At 54.0% G+C, this 20,453-nt stretch carries 16 protein-coding genes; 8 read left to right on the plus strand and 8 right to left on the minus strand.

The window, feature by feature from the left end:
- The 3 genes from galU to cysQ form a co-directional block, all read right to left on the minus strand.
- The gene (galU, locus tag KO498_RS04435) at window positions 1–894 is read right to left on the minus strand and encodes a UTP--glucose-1-phosphate uridylyltransferase GalU (RefSeq protein WP_215958685.1); all 894 of its coding nucleotides are present in this window, start codon (window positions 892–894) and stop codon (window positions 1–3) included.
- Window positions 895–1,040: 146 nt separating this feature from the next.
- Window positions 1,041–2,270 carry a glycosyltransferase family 2 protein gene (locus tag KO498_RS04440; RefSeq protein WP_215958686.1) on the minus strand — a complete coding sequence of 410 codons (1,230 nt, stop codon included), beginning with the start codon at window positions 2,268–2,270 and terminating at the stop codon, window positions 1,041–1,043.
- Window positions 2,270–3,067 carry a 3'(2'),5'-bisphosphate nucleotidase CysQ gene (cysQ, locus tag KO498_RS04445; protein WP_215958687.1) on the minus strand — a complete coding sequence of 266 codons (798 nt, stop codon included), beginning with the start codon at window positions 3,065–3,067 and terminating at the stop codon, window positions 2,270–2,272. Before cysQ ends, KO498_RS04440 begins: the two co-directional genes overlap by 1 nt.
- Before the next feature lie 138 nt (window positions 3,068–3,205).
- Here cysQ and KO498_RS04450 point away from each other — a divergent pair, with 138 nt between their 5' ends.
- Entirely contained in the window at window positions 3,206–4,027 is an 822-nt protein-coding gene (locus KO498_RS04450; RefSeq protein WP_215958688.1) for an ABC transporter permease, read from the plus strand.
- A gap of 77 nt (window positions 4,028–4,104) precedes the next feature.
- Here KO498_RS04450 and KO498_RS04455 read toward each other — a convergent pair whose 3' ends face one another.
- Entirely contained in the window at window positions 4,105–4,716 is a 612-nt protein-coding gene (locus KO498_RS04455; protein ID WP_215958689.1) for an alpha-ketoglutarate-dependent dioxygenase AlkB family protein, read from the minus strand.
- Between the two features lie 201 nt (window positions 4,717–4,917).
- Here KO498_RS04455 and dnaK point away from each other — a divergent pair, with 201 nt between their 5' ends.
- From dnaK to radC, 4 genes are all read left to right on the plus strand, one after another.
- Window positions 4,918–6,831, plus strand: a complete 1,914-nt coding sequence (dnaK, locus tag KO498_RS04460) for a molecular chaperone DnaK (protein WP_215958690.1) — start codon at window positions 4,918–4,920, stop codon at window positions 6,829–6,831.
- Window positions 6,832–6,909: 78 nt separating this feature from the next.
- Window positions 6,910–8,052, plus strand: coding sequence for a molecular chaperone DnaJ (dnaJ, locus tag KO498_RS04465; RefSeq protein ID WP_215958691.1), 1,143 nt, complete (start codon window positions 6,910–6,912; stop codon window positions 8,050–8,052).
- Between the two features lie 114 nt (window positions 8,053–8,166).
- Complete coding sequence (locus KO498_RS04470) at window positions 8,167–9,048, plus strand: sulfotransferase domain-containing protein (protein ID WP_215958692.1); 882 nt, start codon at window positions 8,167–8,169, stop codon at window positions 9,046–9,048.
- A gap of 170 nt (window positions 9,049–9,218) precedes the next feature.
- Window positions 9,219–9,983, plus strand: a complete 765-nt coding sequence (gene radC, locus KO498_RS04475) for a RadC family protein (RefSeq protein WP_215958693.1) — start codon at window positions 9,219–9,221, stop codon at window positions 9,981–9,983.
- On the opposite strand, the gene KO498_RS04480 is transcribed toward radC, so the two are convergent.
- From KO498_RS04480 to secA, 3 genes are all read right to left on the minus strand, one after another.
- A complete protein-coding gene (locus tag KO498_RS04480) occupies window positions 9,980–11,542 on the minus strand; it encodes a phosphate ABC transporter substrate-binding/OmpA family protein (protein WP_215958694.1) in 1,563 nt (520 codons plus the stop codon). The two genes, radC and KO498_RS04480, sit on opposite strands and share 4 nt — an antisense overlap.
- 20 nt (window positions 11,543–11,562) lie before the next feature.
- Window positions 11,563–12,504: a hypothetical protein gene (locus tag KO498_RS04485; protein WP_215958695.1), complete on the minus strand. Its 942-nt coding sequence runs from the start codon at window positions 12,502–12,504 to the stop codon at window positions 11,563–11,565.
- A gap of 100 nt (window positions 12,505–12,604) precedes the next feature.
- Entirely contained in the window at window positions 12,605–15,268 is a 2,664-nt protein-coding gene (gene secA, locus KO498_RS04490; RefSeq protein WP_215958696.1) for a preprotein translocase subunit SecA, read from the minus strand.
- 176 nt (window positions 15,269–15,444) lie between these two features.
- Between secA and KO498_RS04495 the strand changes: the two genes are divergently transcribed.
- Genes KO498_RS04495 through mutT form a run of 3 tightly spaced genes read left to right on the plus strand, consistent with a single transcriptional unit; the run spans window position 15,445 to window position 17,923 of the window.
- Window positions 15,445–16,299, plus strand: a complete 855-nt coding sequence (locus tag KO498_RS04495; protein ID WP_215958697.1) for a peptidylprolyl isomerase — start codon at window positions 15,445–15,447, stop codon at window positions 16,297–16,299.
- A 2-nt stretch (window positions 16,300–16,301) separates the two neighbouring features.
- Window positions 16,302–17,528, plus strand: a complete 1,227-nt coding sequence (gene argJ, locus KO498_RS04500; protein WP_215958698.1) for a bifunctional glutamate N-acetyltransferase/amino-acid acetyltransferase ArgJ — start codon at window positions 16,302–16,304, stop codon at window positions 17,526–17,528.
- Complete coding sequence (mutT, locus tag KO498_RS04505) at window positions 17,525–17,923, plus strand: 8-oxo-dGTP diphosphatase MutT (protein ID WP_215958699.1); 399 nt, start codon at window positions 17,525–17,527, stop codon at window positions 17,921–17,923. Before argJ ends, mutT begins: the two co-directional genes overlap by 4 nt.
- Before the next feature lie 39 nt (window positions 17,924–17,962).
- Here mutT and infB read toward each other — a convergent pair whose 3' ends face one another.
- Window positions 17,963–20,446: a translation initiation factor IF-2 gene (gene infB / locus KO498_RS04510; protein WP_215958700.1), complete on the minus strand. Its 2,484-nt coding sequence runs from the start codon at window positions 20,444–20,446 to the stop codon at window positions 17,963–17,965.
- Window positions 20,447–20,453: the final 7 nt, after the last annotated feature.

Here is a 20,453-nt window from a genome sequence, read left to right on the forward strand (position 1 = left end):
TTACTCAGCGGCTTTTTGTTGGCTTACGACGTTTTGGATGTATCCCATCAAGTCGTCACGCAGTTCAGGCCGCTCTAACCCAAATGAAACCGTGGCCTGCAAAAAGCCTGACTTAGAGCCGCAATCAAACCGGCGCCCCTTAAAGCGGAAACCATGCACAGGCCGCTCTTCCGCGATCTCGGCAGCGATAGCATCGGTCAGCTGAATCTCTCCGCCGGTTCCAACATGCTTTTTGTTGAGGTTGCGCAATACATCCGGTGTCAAAATATAGCGGCCGATCACAGCAAGGTTTGACGGCGCTTCGCCAGCTTTTGGTTTTTCAACCATACCATTCAACGACACCAGCGCACCCTTGTCTTCCTTCACGTCAAGCACGCCGTAAGAGCTGGCTTGCTCTTTGGGAACTTCCATCGCAGCGACCATACAGCCGGGCGCCTCTTCATAGGCTTCAACCATCTGCTGCAGACACGGCTTGTCAGCGGCGATAACGTCATCGGGCAAGATCACAGCAAAAGGCTCGTTAGAGATAAGCCGGCGTGCGCACCAGACAGCATGCCCAAGCCCCAGCGCTTTGTGCTGGCGGATATATGCAATCGCGCCGCTTTCCATGTTGGTGGCTTGCAAAGTCTCGAGCAGATCATCCTTGCCCGTCTTGCGCAGTGACTGCTCAAGCTGAGGCGCTTCATCAAAATAGTCCTCAAGCGCACCCTTGCCGCGTGAGGTCACAAAGATGAATTCCTTGATGCCGGCGGCCCGCGCTTCATCAATCGCATATTGAATGAGCGGCTTGTCAACCAAAGTCATAATCTCTTTGGGAACCGACTTCGTTGCCGGCAAAAAGCGCGTTCCGAGGCCAGCGACCGGAAAAATGGCTTTTGTAACTTTTCTCTTCATAACATTGTCCTCAATAAATCCATCACGTCATGTTCGCGCGTCGGTTGGCGCAATAATGGCACGAATAGGGTTAACGTAATATACTCTAAGGGAGCAAAATTTGGAATTAGTGGGGAATTTTTGAGACTGTGGCGCATTTGCGCGCGTCAGTCAGGCAAGCCACGCGCCAAGGCAACCCGCGCCTGCTCTCTTTGCAGGCGGGTTTTCAAACGCAACAGTTGAAACAGAGGCTGATTTCGCTCGCTACGTCCAAACTGCCCGCCCGTTTGCTCCCAATAGCCCGCGTCGACAAACCGCAGGTGGTGAAAGCGTGTATCGAACGAGAACAGAAAGAGGGATACATTCGCGCCTTCAGCTGCGAGGTCTGCCGCTTTCTTGCGCAGCCTTGTCCGATTGCGCCAGCGGCCCGAAAGAACCCGAGAAGTCGCTCGGTGCTTGGAAAATGGCAGGAATTCCGTCTTGAGCATGTGTTTTTCAGGCAAATATTGCTCGATCGGGCGCTCTTTGCCCGCTTCAAAGCCTGATTCCAATGTCTTGAGCAGCCGCGCGGCTTCTTTTGCGTTCATCAGCCCGCGCTGCTGTTGGTCTCTTAGTCGCTCAACCTGTTCCTCAGCCATCTCGGAGCACCGTGGCTCCAACGGTTGACCATGTTTGCGCAGCAACGCAACTATGCTCGCCCCGACATCAAACAGATCAGTTACAGCGCGGTCGTCACGCCGCCTCGGGCTGGCCTTGTAAGCATGATGCACCTCAGCCAGCGGAACAAGCACAGTCTTGCCGCCGGTTTTACCCAAGCGCAGGTTCAGGTCTGTTTCATCGAGGTAAAAGTGAAAAGCTTCATCAAACCCGCCAAGCTCTCGTAGCGCTTTGCGCTGCACAGCCATGTTGCAACCTTCAGTCTTCACAACAAAACCCTCGCGGGTTTTCGGGGTAAACGGCTCAAGCCCAGCGGCCTCAAGCGGCAAAGCCACGCCTTGGAAATTCACTTCACGCGCAGCCCATTGTAGCGAGATACCGTTGCGCCCACGCACATAACCGCCCGTGCAAGTCACGCTTTCGTCTTCAAACGGGGCAATCAAATGCGCAAGCCACATCGGCTCGGCTGCCGCGTCATCGTCGATAAAGGCAATTACTTCACCAGCTGCCTGCGCCACGCCCTTGTTGCGCGCCGCCGAAATGTTGGCCTCATCAAAGCGCACCAACTTCACGTCGCTGTCAAAAACCGAGCCTGTTACAGCCAAACAGCCAGCTTCATCAGCGACAACCACAATCTCGAAAGGCTCATAAAGCACCCCGGCCAGCGCTGTTAAGCACCACAACAAACTTTCAGGCCTGCCGCGGCTGACAACAACAACGCTGACGGTTGGGTTGCTCATTACGCAGGCTTAAGCTCAACGCTCGGCGCGTAAGCAATGAAAAACGGGTTGGCGTAATCGGCTTTGCCATAAGTTAGCGGCTCGTGGTTATCAAAGCGCACAACTTTTCCGCCCGCGCCGTGCAAGACGGCGTGGCCCGCGGCGGTATCCCATTCCATCGTGCGACCAACACGAGGGTAAATGTCGGCTTCGCCTGTCGCCACAAGGCAGAACTTCAGCGAAGATCCGGCTGATTTAGAGTCTGAAACAGCGTATTTATTAATGTAGTCATCTGTTGCCTGATCACGGTGCGACTTTGACGCCACCACAAGCAGCGCAGCATTATCACTGTCAGCCACAGAAATAGCCCGCGTCACGCCAGCCGACTTTTTGTCAAACGGCCCGTCTTCCTCAACGGTGCTGCCGTCAGCAAGGGTGTAAAACATCCGCTCTTTGGCAGGTGCATACACAACACCGCGCGTCGGAACTCCGTTCTCAACATAAGCAATGTTCACCGTAAAGTCGCCACGACGGTGGATGAACTCTTTGGTGCCATCAAGCGGATCAACGATCAGAAAGGTATCTGCCTTCTGCTTGTGGGAATCAGCCTGCTCTTCCGTCACCAGCAGCACGTCGGGAAAAGCCGCTCGCAAACCCTCTGAAATCAGCGCATCGGCGGCTTCGTCAGCTTCTGTCACGGGGCTGTCATCTGACTTTGACTTAACCTCAAAATCGTCGCGGTCATAAATTTCCATGATCTTGTCGCCTGCGATAAGAGACAACTCGCGCATAACCTGCGTCAGCTTTTCGTAATCCATAGTGCCTGTCCTTGCCTAACTTTGCGCACGCCTTCGTGCTTTGTTGCCACGTGCTTTCTTCCCCCTTATGATAGCTGCGTAACTGTTCGGCAAGAATTGCCTTATAGAACAAACCGCAGAAGGCGGAGCAGGCATAAGATGTTTCAGGTTAGACAACGCAGGTCAGCATTCACATCAGCGCTCATTATCTTTGAGCTAATCTACCACTCGGTGGTGCATTCTGTGCGGTCGTCGCACGGCAACGCAATCATGTCATTGCTCACCAACCTCATGCAAATGGGGATCATGGTGTTGGCTTTTTATATCATGTTTACACTGCTTGGCTTGCGCAGTGCCGCTCTGCGCGGTGACTTTCTGGTTTATATCATGACAGGCATCTTCCTTTACATGACACATGTGAAGGCGGTTGGTGCCGTGTCAGGCGCTGCGGGGCCGTCTTCCCCGATGATGCTGCACGCTCCGATGAACACCATCGTCGCAATCGCGTCGTCGGCGCTGGCTTCGCTTTACCTTCAAGTGCTGTCGATGATCGTGATCTTGTTTGGCTATTACATGATCGGCAACAGGTTCACGATAGAAGACCCGATCAGCGCCATCGCCATGCTTTTGCTGGCGTGGTTTACCGGCTGTGCTATCGGGTTGGTGCTGCTGGCGATCAAGCCGTGGTTCCCCGGGTTTGTTTCTGCCTTCACACTCATCTACCAGCGCGCCAACATGATCGCGTCCGGCAAGATGTTCGTGGCCAACACCTTGCCCGGTTACATGCTGGCGATGTTTGACTGGAACCCGCTGTTCCACGTTATTGATCAGTCGCGCGGCTTTGCGTTCATCAACTACAACCCGCGCTACAGCAACTGGGAGTATCCGCTGCTGGTCGGTGTTTCGCTGATCATGATCGGCCTGATGGGCGAGTTCGTGACTCGCCGCAGCGCTTCGACGTCTTGGAACGCCCGCCGATGATCCGGCTCCCGGCCTTTCTATCGACCTAATTCTGAAGTTGGAGTCCGGCCAAAAGCTTGTCTCGGGGTGCTGCTCGCTTAGGTAACCACACGCATCGTAATGTTTATTCGCCCGCCGTCAGGCAGCAGCGTGCTGGTGCCGTGTTTGACACGGTCAACGCCGTGATAGGCCAGCCGTGCCTCACCGCCCAGAACCAGAACTTCACCAGAGCGAAGCCAATGCGAGACAGTCTTGCCGCCGCGCTCGGTGCCGCCAATCCGGAACAAGCCATCGTCGCCCAAGCTTACTGAAACAACAGGCTGGCTATAGTCGGCCTCGTCGTTGTCTTGGTGCAGGCCCATACGCGCGCCCTCGCCGTAGAAGTTGATCAAGGCACAGTCCGGCTGACGCGCATCGGGGGCAATGGCGTTCCAGATATCAAGCAAGCTCTGTGGTATTGGTGGCCAGTCTGTTCCGCGCGGGTGCTTGGGCTCATAGCGGTAACCTCGCCTGTCTGACATCCAGCCGCAATTGCCCGCCGAGGTCAGCCGCACACTCATTTTCTTCCCAAAGCGGGTTTCGGGTGAATAGAGCGGCGCGGCGCGGGCGATCTCGCGGATGTCTCCGACCAGCTCAAGCTGAGATTCAACGCCAAGTGCCTCAAGGTAGATATCCGCCCCACCGAGGTTAACTTTTTGCTCAAGATTCATCGCTAACTCTCAATTCGTCACAAAAACACGACTTTTTGCCAATTCAGCATGCTTAGGGTGCTTGCAGGGGCAATTCCGGCTCCTTATATACCCATCGAAGCGCTTAGCACGGGTTCGCCGCGTTAGGCTAACAGTACGGCGGCAGATGCCATAACGGGTCTGACCCTCGTAACATCGCCTTACCGCAAGAAGGGATTATATATGTCTAAAGTTATCGGTATCGACCTCGGTACAACAAACTCTTGTATCGCAATCATGGACGGCTCCGCCGCCCGCGTCATTGAAAACAGCGAAGGTGCTCGCACCACGCCCTCAATCGTCGCTTTCACGGAAGACGAGCGCCTTGTTGGCCAGTCAGCCAAGCGCCAAGCCGTGACCAACCCTGAAAACACAATCTTCGGTGTGAAGCGCCTTATCGGCCGTCGCAACGACGATGCGAACCTTGCCAAAGACAAAAAGAACATGCCGTTCAATGTCATCGACGGCGGCAACGGTGACGCATGGGTTGAAGCGCGCGGCGAGAAGTATTCACCTTCTCAGCTGTCAGCCTTCATCCTTGGCAAAATGAAAGAAACAGCCGAGAGCTACCTCGGTGAGGAAGTGACGCAAGCGGTTATTACCGTTCCTGCGTACTTCAACGACGCCCAACGCCAAGCCACAAAAGACGCCGGCAAAATCGCTGGCCTCGAAGTGCTGCGGATCATCAACGAACCGACGGCTGCTGCGCTTGCCTATGGCCTCGACAAAAAAGAAACCCAAACCATCGCGGTCTATGACCTCGGCGGCGGCACGTTTGACGTGACCATTCTTGAAATCGACGATGGCCTGTTTGAAGTTAAATCAACCAACGGCGACACGTTCCTCGGCGGTGAAGACTTTGACATGCGCATCGTTGACTACCTCGCAGGCGAGTTCAAAAAAGAGCACGGCGTAGACCTGACACAAGACAAAATGGCCCTCCAGCGTCTCAAGGAAGCTGCCGAGAAAGCCAAAATCGAGCTGTCATCATCTGCGCAAACCGAGATCAACCAACCGTTTATCTCTATGGGCAAAGACGGCCAGCCGCTGCACATGGTTCTCAAACTGACCCGTGCCAAGCTTGAAAGCCTCGTCAGCGACCTGATCAAAAACTCGCTCAAGCCTTGTGCCGCGGCGCTCAAAGACGCTGGCCTCACAACCGGCGACATCGACGAGATCGTTCTTGTTGGTGGTATGACGCGTATGCCCAAGGTGATCGAAGAAGTTTCAAAGTTCTTCGGCAAAGAGCCAAACAAAGGCGTGAACCCTGATGAAGTTGTTGCCATGGGCGCGGCCATTCAGGCTGGTGTTCTGCAAGGCGACGTTAAAGATGTTGTCCTGCTCGATGTGACGCCTCTCTCGCTCGGTATCGAAACGCTCGGCGGCGTGTTCACACGTCTGATCGACCGCAACACAACGATCCCGACGAAGAAGTCACAGATCTTCTCAACAGCCGAGGACAACCAGAACGCCGTGACGATCCGGGTGTTCCAGGGCGAACGCGAAATGGCCGCCGACAACAAGATCCTTGGTCAGTTCAACCTTGAAAACATCCCGCCCGCCCCGCGCGGTCTGCCGCAGATCGAAGTCACATTTGACATCGACGCCAACGGCATCGTCTCTGTTGGCGCGATGGACAAAGGCACCGGCAAAGAGCAGAAAATCACCATCCAGGCTTCAGGTGGTCTGTCAGATTCAGACATCGAGCAAATGGTGAAAGACGCTGAAGACAACGCCGAGGCCGACAAGGACCGCAAGGAACAAGTCGAGTCGCGCAACCAAGCCGAGAGCCTCATCCACTCGACTGAAAAGTCGCTGGAAGAGCACTCTGACAAGGTTGACCCGACAACAGTTGAAGCGATCGAACTCGCGATCGCCGCCCTGCGTGACGACCTCGACAAAGAAGACGTTGCAGCCGACAAGCTGAAAAGCGGAATTCAGAACGTAACTGAAGCCGCAATGAAGCTTGGTGAAGCGATCTACAAAGCCCAGGCCGAAGAAGGCGAAGATGCCCCGATGGCGGCTGATGAAGGCGGCGAAGATGACATCGTTGATGCCGACTTCGAAGATCTCGGCGACGACGAAAAGCGCAGCTAAGCTGTAGCCGAAACCAAAGCATGAGGCCGGTCCGTTTACCGGACTGGCCTCATATGGTTTCAGAAAGGGGTCTTCCCAATGGCAAAACGCGACTATTACGAAACGCTTGGTATCTCCAAGGGCGCCTCGGCTGATGAGATCAAAAAAGCCTATCGCAAAAAAGCGAAAGAGCTGCACCCTGATCGCAACACCGACAACCCCGAAGCCGAAGCGCAGTTTAAAGAAGCGGGCGAGGCTTACGAAGTCCTTAAGGACGACGACAAAAAGGCCGCCTACGACCGCTACGGCCACGCCGCTTTTGAAGGCGGCATGGGCGGCGGCGGTGGCCGGCCCGGCGGCGGACAGGGTGACTTTTCCTCTGCCTTCTCCGATGTCTTCGACGACCTGTTCGGTGACTTCATGGGAGGCCAGCGCGGAGGCGGACGCCAACGCGCGTCCCGCGGTGCTGACCTGCGATACAACCTCGGCATCACGCTTGAAGAAGCCTACACCGGCCTGCAAAAAACCATCGCCGTTCCCACGTCTGTGGCCTGTGAAGGCTGTAACGGCACCGGCTCTGACGATGGCTCCGAGCCGACAACATGCCCGACTTGTGCAGGCATGGGTAAAGTTCGTGCGCAACAAGGCTTCTTCACCGTCGAGCGCACCTGCCCGACATGTTCAGGCCTCGGCCAGATCATCAAAGATCCTTGCAAACTTTGCGGCGGACAAGGCCGTGTTCACAAAGACCGTTCGCTCGCGGTTAACATACCGGCTGGCGTTGAAACCGGAACTCGCATTCGCCTCGCTGGGGAAGGTGAAGCAGGCATGCGCGGCGGCCCAACCGGCGATCTCTACATCTTCATCGAGGTCGCTGCGCACAAGATCTTTGAGCGAGAGGACGTTAACCTATACTGTCGCGTCCCTGTTAGCATGGCTTCGGCAGCGCTGGGTGGCGACATCGAAGTGCCAACAATTGACGGTGGCCGCTCGCGGGTGAAAATCCCATCCGGCTCACAGTCAGGCCGTCAAATGCGCCTGCGCTCAAAAGGCATGCCCGCCCTACGCGGCGGCGGCGCTGGCGACATGTTCATCGAACTCGCCGTCGAAACGCCGGTGAACCTGACCTCAAAACAAAAAGAACTGCTTAAAGAGTTCGAGGCGCTGTCAGAAGACAACAACCCCGAAAGCTCAAGCTTCTTTTCGTCGGTCAAAGGGTTCTGGGACAGTATGAAAGGTTAAGCTTTCAAGTCAGCTATTCAAAAGGGCGCGCTTAAGGGTGCGCCCTTTTTTGTTGCGTTCAAGCTTTGTTCAGCGTTCCCTTGCCAAAGCGGCACCACGCAAGGAACGACTGATATGACCAACCGGAAGCTGTATCTCGGCCCACTAACCGACAACAGACGCTGGGATATGGTCAACATTCGCCCCGACGACGTGCTGGTTGTTACGCCGCCCAAATGCGGCACCACGTGGATGCAAACCATTGTGGCTTTGCTTCTCTCCGGCGATCCCGAAGTCGAAACAGAGCTGATGGTAAAGATGCCCTGGGTTGATATTCGTTTCCGCGAAATGCCAGAAATCGCCGCGCAGCTTGAAGCAATGACGCATCGCCGCAGCATGAAAAGCCACACCCCGATGGACGGCTTGCCGCTTGATGATCATGCGCACTATCTCTGTGTGTTTCGCCATCCGCTTGACGCACATTTCTCCTACCGTGTGCATCTTCGCAATCTCCCGATACGGTTTTTTGATGGCTGGTATCCTGAAGATGACCCAGACGGCATCACCATGCGCCGCTTTCTTGACGGCGGAGCCGAGGGCTTTGACGGTGACGCCATGCCGCTCGCGCATATCATCCGGCATTACAAAGCCGCCAGCGCCCTCGCAAAGCGGCCCAATGTAACGATGTTTCACTACGCCGATATGACTCGCGATCTGGCAGCCACTTTTTCTAAAGTGGCCGGTCTGCTCGGTATCGTGCATGCGCCTGACGTTATGGAGCAACTGATTGCAGCCGCGCGCTTTGACAATATGCGCGCAAATGCCTCGCGTTTTGCGCCTTCGGGGGGCAAGGGCATGATGAAGTCTGACACTGATTTCTTTCACAGCGGCACGAGCGGCAAATGGATTGGCAATCTGACAGATCAGGAAATGGCGGCTTACAATGCCCAGATGGACGCCCAGCTAGCGCCAAAAGAGCGAGCTTGGCTGGAGTTCGGCACTGTTGATAAAGCCTGAACATACCGCACGTTAGCTTAACATTTGGCGGCTTCGTTGATAGCTCAAAACTGTCAGCACGCATTATGCACTGGCGTATGCACTGCGGTATGCACGCGAGTCACACAGGGTTTTTGAGGTGAGTCGCTTCGTTAACGCCTTCTTCATCAAGATTGCGCAAACTGTTGTTTATGACCCAGCAAATGCAATTTTCCGAAGCCCCGATGCCGCTTTTCGAGAGTGATGAAGTCGAGAGCCTTCCAGCGCTTACAAAGGGCAAGCAACCCTCCTACATCGCAGATCATCGCGCCCGATTGCGTGAGCGTTTCCTCAATGGCGGTGCCGACGCAATGCCGGACTATGAGTTGTTAGAGCTTGTCCTCTTTCGGGCAATTCCCCGACGTGATGTGAAGCCCTTGGCGCGCGAGCTTCTGGATAAATTCAATGATTTCAACGGTGTAATCAGCGCCTCTTCCGAGCGTTTGCTAGAGATCAAGGGGGTTGGAAAGGCGGTTGTATGTGAACTCAAAATCGTCGCTGCCTCTGCTCAACGCCTCGCCCGTTCCCGCGTCATTCAGCGTCCGATCGTGAGCAGTTGGGACGCCCTGATCGACTACTGTCACACCGCCATGGCTCACCGCGACACGGAGCAATTTCGCATCCTGTTTCTTGATCGTAAGAACACCCTTATCGCCGATGAAGCACAGGCTAAAGGCACCGTCGACCACGTGCCTGTTTATCCTCGTGAGGTCGTTAAGCGGGCGCTAGAGCTAAATGCTAGTGCATTGATTTTAGTACATAATCACCCGTCAGGTGATCCGACTCCATCAAGTGAAGACATTGCAATGACTGAGCAAATCAACCTCGCTGCGCAGGCTCTCGGACTGACAGTGCATGATCATCTGATCATCGGAAAATCGACCGAGCTAAGCTTCCGATCAGAGGGCTATCTCTAGCGAACCCAAACCTCGACGCGGCGGTTAACCTGCCGCCCCCATTCCGTGTCATCACAGGCCATTGGCATCGATTCCCCGTAGGCATTCACACCAATGTCCATCTGCGTGAAATCAGCCGATTCCGAGGCCTTCACAACAGCATTCTTGACAACTTCCGCCCGCCGTTTTGATATTTCTAGGTTGGCCGCCGCAGCGCCTTCACCGTCACTAAACCCTATAAAAACAAGGCTTCTCCCGTCATATCGGCCAGCTTCCAGAGCTCTCGCGAGTTGTGCAACATTCGAGCGCGACTGTGCATCTAGCCGGATGGATCCGGCTTCAAACCGAAACGACGTTGTCAGCCGCTTCATGCCGCGCAACTCACTGAGCATTGTCTGCAGGTTTTCTAACGGCAGCTCGTCTCCCGCGACAGATATGGCATTGGCCACGCGATCACCCTGATAATCCAAGGAAATTTCCTCAGGGGCCTGATCAACAAACCCCGCCCTACGGATAACCAACTGCGCGGCAGGGCTGCGTGTATAAGACAAAAAATCGCGCGCAATTTTAGGCAATCGTCGTGCTGGCAAATAGAGAAACATCGGGGCGGTCAGTGGGTAGTCTTCCGTCTTTATGTTCCGCCGCGTCGCACGCAAAGATCGCTCGCAACTGCCTGACAACGTTAGTATTTTAGCATCTACTGTAGTTGCTCGGCTGGCCAGGCCTATACCAAAAGGGTCAACAGAGACGCGTGTTGCGAGCTCAATTCCTTGCGTCGCAAAATGAGTTTCCGGCGCGGGCTTGGCTAGGTCGCTGCGAAGCAGTCGCTGCAAAGCGGCTCGCCCCGGCCCCACTTCAACGTCACGCATGTAAGGTGTAATTTCTGCTTTCTGCGGTCCAAGCTCTTCCCAATCATCAAGGTCGCCAGAAAATATTTGAGCAAGCTGTGTGAGGCTAATTTGATTTACCGGATTCTGGTTTGAAACGATTGCAACAAGAGCATCCAGAGCCAACACCCGCGCCCGCCCCTGTGATGTCATGTCTCCCATCCCGGCTTCGCGTGCGAGCTTCCGTTCATGGCTAGTTATCTCGCGAAGAGACATCACAATATCGGCTTGGTCGGTGAGTAAGTCGGCAAAGCCTTCATCGCTTGTTGAAAGATGAAGGTATATTATCGCCTGGGTTTTACCCGTGTCTCGCGATAGCAGCGTGTAAGTTGTTTCAGTCGGAGAAGGTTCTGTGCGTTGGGCTTTCATGTTGTTCTCAAACGCAAAAGCTTCAATCAATGCTGGCAAAAGGTCCCGACCCATTTCAGCAGCACCGGACAGATCGATTTCCGCAACAAACGCACCTAAGTTTGGACACCCCGGCCCTTCACAGTCAACTCCTGCGCCTTCGATGGTGAGTTCACCGTAGTCGGTTTGAACGCGGTAAAGTTCGCCGTCAAAGCCTAACAGCGTTCCGGAAATTTCCACGGTTCCATCGCGTGATGTGAGTAACACATCTTGTGCCCAAACTATTTGGACGCAACTGAAAAGAGCAAGTGCGGCGAAGAACGCCGCACACAGTATCCGTTTCAATGTGGCCTCGTAGATCTAAATCAGTTCGAAGCTACTTTCAGGTTTTTAACCAGATTATTCAACACAAGAAAATCACCAACGGTATCGCAATCGGGCATCGTCATGTCGAGGTTTTGAACCTTTATGCCTCCTGAACTGTCGGTTTGAAGTGTCTGCGCTTCGATATCCTGGCCGCAGTTTGTTGCAGTGATTTCGATGTCAACGCTTAGCAATACTTCACCCTCAGTTTTCGCAATGCTGGTTGGAAAAGTGTAAACTTCAGCTGTGATAGGATTGTCGAGAGTGGCATCACCAAGTTGCAACACAAAGCCGCCTTGGCCCGTAGCTGCGTCAGCGATAGAGCCTGGTGTATCGCTCCAAACATGACCTTCGGTACCATATTCGGCGTCAAACTCGCGGGCATGTAAGCTGATACCCGATGTGCCCTGCACTTGAACCGCTGCGCGATCAAAACTTGGCAATGTGTCAACATTTGTTGTCACAACAGCACCTTCACCGCTCGCAAATGACGCGATGAAAACAGCGGTTTCAGCCAATGCAGGAACGGTTGTTTCTAGTGTGCCTATGCTGTCAGTAGCCTCGGCAAACATCATGCCGTTGTGGTGGATGACGACACGTTCGTTTGGTTGGCAAGGCGCTTGGATAGTGAGGCTCACAAGAGCCGCTGCCTTTGGAGCGGCAAGCATTGTGATCTCGCAACTGTCATTCTCAACAGGCACCGAACGCACCGGTGACTGGCTCTCGGACTTTCCAACGTCAAGCGCAGCAAGGACAGAGGCTTCGGCGTCTGAGCCATCTGAAGCGGTTAACTTGATGTCAGAAATCTCAACAGGCAGTGGCATCGCTTGAATAGCGGCCACTTTAGCTGCTTTATCATTCGACGCCATTTGCATTACTTGACCAGTCAGCAAGATTGTTGCCAATGTCGCTCCGGCTATTCCGTATCGTTTCAAGTCTGGCATTTTCGCCTCCAGCCGTAATGGTTTGGCAAAAATATCGGTGTGAAATCGGGCGGCCTTAAGGCGGTGACGCGGTCAATATCGGGCGATTTTATGCAGCTATTTAGGCAAACCGCCCGTGGCAATGCTTGAATTTCTTTCCGGATCCGCAAGGGCAGAGTTCGTTACGCCCGGGGTTGCCCCAAGTGGTCGGATCGTTTTCGTCAAAGCCCTCGACGGCAGGCTCGGCCGCAGGAATCGCACCTTGCTCCTCTAGTGACGCCAAGGTCTCTGCCTGCTCTTCAGGAGAGAGCGGGCGCACGCGACCAAGTTGCCGAGTGACATCTTCCCGCAAGCTATTGAGCATCGTTTCAAAAAGTTGAAAGGCTTCGTTCTTGTATTCATTCAGCGGATCGCGTTGGGCATATCCACGAAAGGAAACAACCGAGCGCAAATGCTCAAGCGTCAGAAGGTGGTCACGCCATTTTGCATCAATCGTTTGCAAGAGAACCTGTTTTTCGATCAAGCGCATTGTCTCGGGGCCAAAGGCTTTGGTTTTAGCATCCAGAAACTCGTCAGATGCCGCTTCAAGGCGCTCAGCAATGTCGTCGTCATCAACACCTTCTTCCGCAGCCCATTCGATAACAGGCACATCAATGCTCAGATTTTCGATCGCGGCGGCGTAAAGGCCTTCGACGTCCCACTGATCGGCGTAGGACTTTGGCGGCATGAAGCGTTCAACAAGGTCGTCAATGACTTCATTTCGCATGTCTCTAGCAATCTCTGAAAGGTCTTTCGCTTCCATGATATCACGGCGTTGTTTGAAGATAACTTTCCGCTGCTCGTTCATCACATCATCGTATTTCAGAAGCTGTTTGCGAATGTCAAAGTTGCGGCCTTCTACTTTCGCCTGTGCTCGCTCAAGCGACTTGTTAACCCAAGGATGCACGATCGCTTCGCCCTCTTTCATTCCGAGCGTTGAGAGCACTTTGTCGAGTCGTTCAGATCCAAAGATGCGCATAAGGTCATCATCAAGACTGAGGAAGAATGATGAGCGGCCCGGGTCGCCTTGGCGGCCGGAGCGGCCGCGAAGCTGGTTGTCGATGCGGCGGCTTTCGTGACGTTCAGTTGCCAAAACGAACAGCCCGCCTGCGTCCTTTACCTTTTGCTCCCAATCTTTGTGCTCAGCTTCAATCTTGGCGCGCACTTCTTCATTGTCATCATCGGGGGAGGCGGCGATTGCCTCCATTATCTTGAATTCGACATTGCCGCCAAGTTTGATGTCAGTGCCGCGGCCGGCCATGTTTGTAGCGATCGTTACCGCTCCGAGTTTGCCCGCATCTGCAACGATCTGGGCTTCTTGCTCGTGTTGACGAGCATTCAAGACATTGTGCTTAACACCGGCTTTTGTAAGCAGCTCACTCAGGAACTCTGACTTTTCGATTGATGTCGTGCCGACCAAGGTAGGTTGCCCCTTGGCGTTGGCCTCTTTGATTGTTTCAACGACAGCTTTGAACTTTTCATCGGCAGTGCGGTAGACGGCATCGTCGTCGTCTATGCGCTCGACAGGGCGGTTTGTGGGAACCTCAACAACCCCGAGGCCATATATTTCCATGAACTCTTCGGCTTCGGTTACGGCCGTGCCTGTCATGCCGCCGAGTTTGTCATAGAGGCGGAAATAGTTTTGGAACGTAACCTGTGCCAACGTCACGTTTTCAGGCTGAATATCACAGCCTTCCTTAGCCTCAATCGCTTGGTGAAGCCCCTCGGAAAGGCGACGACCTGCCATCATACGGCCTGTGAATTCGTCGATCAGGACAACTTCATTGCCTCGCACGATGTAGTCTTTGTCTTTGGTGAAAAGCTTATGCGCGCGCAGCCCTTGGTTCACGTGGTGAACGATGCTTGTGCTTTCGGGGTCGTAGAGGCTTTGATCTTTCGGGAGGATTCCTTCGAGCTGTAAAAGCCCTTCCAGAAAATCGTTGCCTTCATCTGTGAAAGTCACATTCCGGGTTTTTTCATCAAGCGTGTAGTGCTCGTCCGTAACGCGAGGAATAAGCTTGTCGATAGAGACATAGAGCTCTGATCTATCTTCGGCGGGGCCCGAAATAATCAGCGGTGTGCGCGCTTCGTCGATCAGGATCGAGTCAACCTCATCAACAATCGCGAAGTGGTGCACCTTTTGGTTAATCTGGCTGAGTTCCGACTTCATGTTGTCTCGCAAGTAGTCAAAACCGAGTTCGTTGTTTGTCGCGTAAGCGATATCGGCAGCGTAGGCTTCGGCCTTTTCAGCTTCGGGCTGCTGCGGGTAAATAACGCCTGTAGTCATACCGAGCGCCGTAAAGACATTGCTCATCCACTCGGCGTCGCGCTTGGCGAGGTAGTCGTTTACAGTGACGATATGCACGCCTTTACCCGTCAGCGCATTGAGGTAAGCGGGGAAAGTCGCAACAAGGGTTTTGCCCTCGCCGGTTTTCATCTCGGAGATATTGCCCTGATGCAGAAAAATACCGCCCATGAGTTGTACATCAAAAGCGCGCAAACCGAGCGCTCGTTTGGCGGCCTCTCGGCAGTTCGCAAAGGCTTCAGGCAAAACAGCGTCGAGGCTTTCTCCGCCTTGCACCCGCGCCGAAAGCGCTTTTGTCTTTTCGATGATCTCGGCATCAGAGAGTTTTTCAAACTCGGGCTCAAGCGCGTTAATCTGGTTAACGAGCGGCAAAGTTGCCTTTACCTTGCGGTCGTTCGGGGTTCCGAAAACCTTTTTGGCGAGTGATCCAAGTCCAAGCATGTGCAGTCCGATCCGGTCGTTTCTTTTTGTTCACAAGACATTTGCTTGCTCCGGAATAACGCGCGCCGTAAAACAGCGAGGAACAGTCAGTGTGTCTTGGCCTTAAAGCGATGTAAGCTTCGGGTCTGGTAGTGTCAACGTCACGCGGCAATCAAGCAAGATACAAAGGATCAAAGATGTCAAAACACCTCAGAAAATCAGCCATTTTGCTAGCGGCGCTTCTTGTTGCGGCGCCGGTGGCAGCTGATGAAAAGCCAGTGACAGGTGACAGTGTCGTTGCGACAGTTAATGGCACCGAGATTACAGTTGGTCACATGGTTGTGGCACGTATGGGTTTGCCCGAGCAATATCGGCAGCTTCCTGACGAGATGCTGTATCAGGCACTGATTGACCAGTTGATTAACCAAGCCTTGCTAGAGCAAAGTTATAAGGGCGACACGCCCGCTCGTGTGCAAAAGTCACTTGAAAATCAGAAGCGCACTTTGGTAGCGAGTGAGGCGATTGAGCTATTGGTTGCCGAAAAAGTGACCGAGGAAGCGTTGAAAGCTGCCTATGAAGAGAAGTTTGCTGCGGCAGCCCCGAGCAAGGAATACAACGCTGCTCACATTCTTGTTGAAACCGAGGATGAGGCAAAACTGCTGATTGAAAAGTTGGATGGCGGTGCCGACTTTGCCAAACTCGCAGAGACTGATTCAACAGGGCCATCCGGGCCCAATGGAGGTAGTTTGGGTTGGTTTGGTGCTGGGATGATGGTTGCTCCTTTTGAGGATGCAGTGAAAACCATGGAAGCAGGTGCGATCTCGGCGCCGGTTAAAACCCAGTTTGGGTGGCACGTGATCAAGCTGCTCGAAACACGTGTTGCGGAAGCTCCGGCATTTGAAGAAGTGCGCGATAGTCTACAACAAGACCTCTACACAAAGACGGTCGAGGCTGAAATCGAGCGGCTCAAGAAGCTGGGAAAGATCGAGATTACAGACCCGACAAGCATTGATCCAGCGTTGCTAAAAGACCAAACTATGGTTGGAGAATAAGCTTGGCAAAAATTGAGAACGTTTCGCCACTGGCGCCATCGGCTTTCCCTGAGTTGCCTGAAATCGACGGCGTTACATTCGCCACTGTCGAAGCGGGTGTGAAGTATCAAGCCCGAACGGATTTGATGCTTGCCCGACTAGCACCCGGAACCAGCATCGCTGGTGTGTTCACGCGCTCGGCGACACGCTCGGCTGCGGTGCTGGATTGTCAGGAGAAAATCGGTAAGTCGGCTGTAGATAGTGCGGCGATTGTGGTGAACTCCGGCAACGCGAATGCCTTTACCGGATCGGGCGGTGCGGAGTCTGTGCGACGTATCACAGAGGCTGTAGCGACCGAATTTGAGATACCTGAAAGCCGCGTTTTCACGGCTTCAACCGGTGTGATTGGCGAGTTGCTCCCACATGATAAAATTGTTGCGGCCCTACCTACGCTTTCGGCTGCGTTGAGTGCCAGCAAAATGCAAGACGCTGCTAAGGCTATCATGACGACTGACACCTTCGCGAAGGCGTCAACTGCGCAAGTAATGGTCGGGGGCAAGAACGTAAGCATCGCAGGTATAGCCAAAGGTTCGGGTATGATCGCGCCCGATATGGCGACGATGCTGGTTTACATTTTCACCGACGCAATGGTTGAACAGACTAAGCTGCAAGGTTTGCTGAGTGAATTGACAGGGCCAACTTTCAACTCGATCACGGTCGACAGCGATACCTCAACTTCCGATACACTGTTGCTTTGTGCCACGGGTGCTAGCGGCGTCGTCTGTGATGAGGATGCTGCGTTCAAGCAAGCGCTACACCAAGTGATGCTCGACTTGGCGCATCAGGTTGTAAGGGACGGCGAAGGCGCGACAAAATTTGTCGAAATCAATGTAACGGGAGCGGCTAGCGAAGCAGATGCCCGCAAACATGCGCTTTCGATCGCAAATTCACCTTTGGTCAAAACAGCAATTGCTGGAGAGGATCCGAACTGGGGCCGTATCGTTATGGCTGTTGGAAAGTCAGGTGCCGCCGCTGACCGCGATAAACTGAGTATTTGGTTTGGTGATATTCTGGTTGCGAAAGAAGGCTGGGTTTATGAAAAATATCGCGAGGAAGATGCTGCCGAACATATGAAGGGAAGCTCGATCTCAATCCGTGCCGACATAGGAATCGGTAACTGCGACAGCACAGTCTGGACTTGTGATCTGACGCATGGATACATCGAGATAAATGCGGATTACCGATCATGAAGATGCTCTTGGTGTCGGCGGTTGCGCTCATCGACAAAGACAACCGCGTGCTCTTAGCTAAGCGGCCCGAAGGCAAAGCTATGGCAGGCTTGTGGGAGTTTCCCGGTGGCAAAATCGAAACCGGTGAAACACCCGAAGAAGCACTTGTGCGCGAATTGCGTGAAGAGCTTGGTATTGAAACATGGAACAGTTGCCTTGCTCCGCTTACCTTTGCGTCGCACGGCTATGAAGATTTCCATCTGATGATGCCGTTATTCGCCTGCCGCAAGTGGGAAGGCATCGTGACTGCCCAAGAAGGACAAGAACTCGCCTGGGCGCACGCAAATGAGCTGCGCAGCTATCCGATGCCCGCGGCAGATATTCCACTCATTCCGATATTGCGAGATTGGCTATGAGAGCGCTGGCAAGCCGCTAAGCCTGCCAGCCAAAATCTCTTAGTCGAGCGAGCGTTCAATTTCTTCACGCTCAAAGATCTCGATAACATCACCAGCGCGAATGTCGTCGTAGTTCTCAAATGCCATACCGCATTCTTGACCTGACTGAACCTCGGCGACCTCGTCTTTGAAGCGCTTGAGAGTTTTCAAAGTGCCTTCGTGAATGACCACGTTGTCACGCAGCAAACGAACACCAGCTGAACGACGCGCGACGCCTTCAGTAACCAGACAACCCGCGACTTTGCCGACGCCGGTAACTTTGAAGACTTCTCTGATTTCGGCGTAACCAATGAATTTCTCACGAATTTCTGCCGATAGCAGGCCACTTGCTGCAGCCTTAACGTCATCAACCAGGTCGTAGATCACACTGTAGTAGCGGATCTCGACGCCTTTTTGGTTGGCGGCGTTGCGTGCAGGTGCGTTGGCACGCACGTTGAAGCCAAACACAGGCGCGCCTGAGGCCTCGGCGAGGCCAACGTCGCTTTCCGTGATGGCGCCAACGCTTGAGTGCAAAACACGCACGCGGACTTCGTCGTTGCCAATTTTGTCCATCGCCTGAACGATGGCTTCGGCACTACCTTGCACATCTGACTTCACGAGTATTGGCATTTCGGTGACGTTTTCGTCCTCCTTCGCCTTCGCCATAAGCTGCTCAAGTGATGTTGCAGCACCGGCGGCGGCGCGTTTCTCTTTCGCGGCTTTCTCACGGTACTCTGCAATTTCACGGGCTTGTGCGTCGGTATCAACCACGTTGAGAACATCGCCAGCCTCAGGCGTACCGTTAAGGCCGAGAACTTCGACAGGAACCGATGGCCCTGCTTCTTTGATACGCTCGCCCTTGTCGTTGATCAAAGCACGGACTTTACCGAATTGCTCGCCGACAACAAAAATGTCGCCTTGGCGTAGCGTGCCGTTTTGAATGAGAACCGTGGCAACAGGGCCGCGACCTACATCCAATTGAGCCTCGATAACAGCGCCTTGGGCTGCGCGATCAGGGTTTGCCTTCAACTCCAGAATTTCGGCTTGGAGGGCAATAGCTTCAAGCAGCTCGTCAAGGCCTTGCTTGGTAATTGCAGACACTTCAACATCCTGAACATCACCAGACATTTTCTCAACGATCACTTCATGTTGAAGCAGATCGGTGCGCACTTTGTCCGGGTTTGCATCGGGTTTGTCGCATTTGTTGATGGCTACGATCATCGGAACTTCAGCCGCTTTGGCGTGGTTAATCGCTTCGATCGTTTGTGGCATCACGGCGTCATCAGCCGCGACCACGAGCACCACGATATCTGTCACCTGAGCACCGCGTGAGCGCATCGAGGTGAAAGCCGCGTGACCAGGAGTATCGAGGAATGACAGCAGTGCACCGCTTTCTGTTTTGACCTGATAGGCACCAATATGCTGTGTAATACCGCCAGCTTCGCCCGAAACAACTTTCGCTTCGCGGATCGCATCTAGAAGTGACGTTTTGCCGTGGTCGACGTGGCCCATGATAGTGATCACAGGCGGCCGTGGTGACAAGTCACCTTCGTCGTCTTCTACCTGAGCAATCACGTCTTCAACATCGGCATCAGACACACGCACAACTTTGTGGCCAAATTCCTCGATTACCAACTCGGCGGTGTCAGCGTCGATGGTTTGGTTTTGAGTTACCATCATATCGTTTTGCATCAGCACTTTGACAACGTCTGCAACGCGTTCAGCCATACGATTGGCAAGTTCGCTAACAACAATCGCTTCTGGCAACTGCACATCGCGAACGATTTTTTCGCGTTCGACATTCTGGCCCATTGCCTTTTGACGGGCTCGTTCTTGTTGGCGCTTTATCGCTGCCATTGAGCGTTGACGCCCACCTTCACGGCCTGACAATGCTTGGTTGAGGGTCAGTTTACCGCTGCGGCGTCCAGCGTCATCGCCACGGCCTTTGTTTTGCTTACTGCGATCTTCGCGTTCCTTCTCAGGTTTGCGGCGGTCGGCAGGCTGTGGTTTGGCTGCACGGGGGCCTTCCTCTTGCGGAGCAGGGGCCGCTGCGGCGCGCTTTGTCGCCTCTTCAGCTTCACGCGCTTCGCGTTCTTTCTCTTCCGCTTTGGCGCGGGTGCGCTCTTCACGCTCTTTCTCTTCGCGCTCTTTCGCTTCCGCTTCTTGGCGGCGACGCGCGCGGTCTTCATCGCGTTGCTTCTCGTCGGCTTTTCGCTTTTCTTCCTCTTCGGCTTCGCGTGCTTTCGCAATTTGAAGGGCTTTCAAGCGGCGCTCCATCTCAGCATCTGTAATGCCACCCGGGCGGTTCGAAGATTTTGCTGAAGGTGCGGGTTTTGACCCGGCAGTTGCGGGAGAAGCAGCCGTAGGTTTAGGAACGACAACGCGCTTGCGTTTCGTTTCCACCACAACGTTTTTCGTGCGGCCATGGCTAAAGCTCTGCTTAACATTGCCCGGGCGCGGTCCACCGCTAACACCGAGAGTTTTTTTGCCGTCGCTATCGCTCATCTAGTTA

Origin of the sequence: Lentibacter algarum, from assembly GCF_018860975.1 — a bacterium.
GTDB classification, from domain to species: Bacteria; Pseudomonadota; Alphaproteobacteria; order Rhodobacterales; family Rhodobacteraceae; genus Lentibacter; species Lentibacter algarum_A.

What these genes read in the sequence shown, in the direction of transcription:
- galU (WP_215958685.1), bottom strand. Translation starts at nt 894, where the DNA reads ATGAAGAGAAAAGTTACAAAAGCCATTTTTCCGGTCGCTGGCCTCGGA.
- KO498_RS04440 (WP_215958686.1), bottom strand. Translation starts at nt 2,270, where the DNA reads ATGAGCAACCCAACCGTCAGCGTTGTTGTTGTCAGCCGCGGCAGGCCT.
- cysQ (WP_215958687.1), bottom strand. Translation starts at nt 3,067, where the DNA reads ATGGATTACGAAAAGCTGACGCAGGTTATGCGCGAGTTGTCTCTTATC.
- KO498_RS04450 (WP_215958688.1), top strand. Translation starts at nt 3,206, where the DNA reads ATGTTTCAGGTTAGACAACGCAGGTCAGCATTCACATCAGCGCTCATT.
- KO498_RS04455 (WP_215958689.1), bottom strand. Translation starts at nt 4,716, where the DNA reads ATGAATCTTGAGCAAAAAGTTAACCTCGGTGGGGCGGATATCTACCTT.
- dnaK (WP_215958690.1), top strand. Translation starts at nt 4,918, where the DNA reads ATGTCTAAAGTTATCGGTATCGACCTCGGTACAACAAACTCTTGTATC.
- dnaJ (WP_215958691.1), top strand. Translation starts at nt 6,910, where the DNA reads ATGGCAAAACGCGACTATTACGAAACGCTTGGTATCTCCAAGGGCGCC.
- KO498_RS04470 (WP_215958692.1), top strand. Translation starts at nt 8,167, where the DNA reads ATGACCAACCGGAAGCTGTATCTCGGCCCACTAACCGACAACAGACGC.
- radC (WP_215958693.1), top strand. Translation starts at nt 9,219, where the DNA reads ATGACCCAGCAAATGCAATTTTCCGAAGCCCCGATGCCGCTTTTCGAG.
- KO498_RS04485 (WP_215958695.1), bottom strand. Translation starts at nt 12,504, where the DNA reads ATGCCAGACTTGAAACGATACGGAATAGCCGGAGCGACATTGGCAACA.
- secA (WP_215958696.1), bottom strand. Translation starts at nt 15,268, where the DNA reads ATGCTTGGACTTGGATCACTCGCCAAAAAGGTTTTCGGAACCCCGAAC.
- KO498_RS04495 (WP_215958697.1), top strand. Translation starts at nt 15,445, where the DNA reads ATGTCAAAACACCTCAGAAAATCAGCCATTTTGCTAGCGGCGCTTCTT.
- mutT (WP_215958699.1), top strand. Translation starts at nt 17,525, where the DNA reads ATGAAGATGCTCTTGGTGTCGGCGGTTGCGCTCATCGACAAAGACAAC.
- infB (WP_215958700.1), bottom strand. Translation starts at nt 20,446, where the DNA reads ATGAGCGATAGCGACGGCAAAAAAACTCTCGGTGTTAGCGGTGGACCG.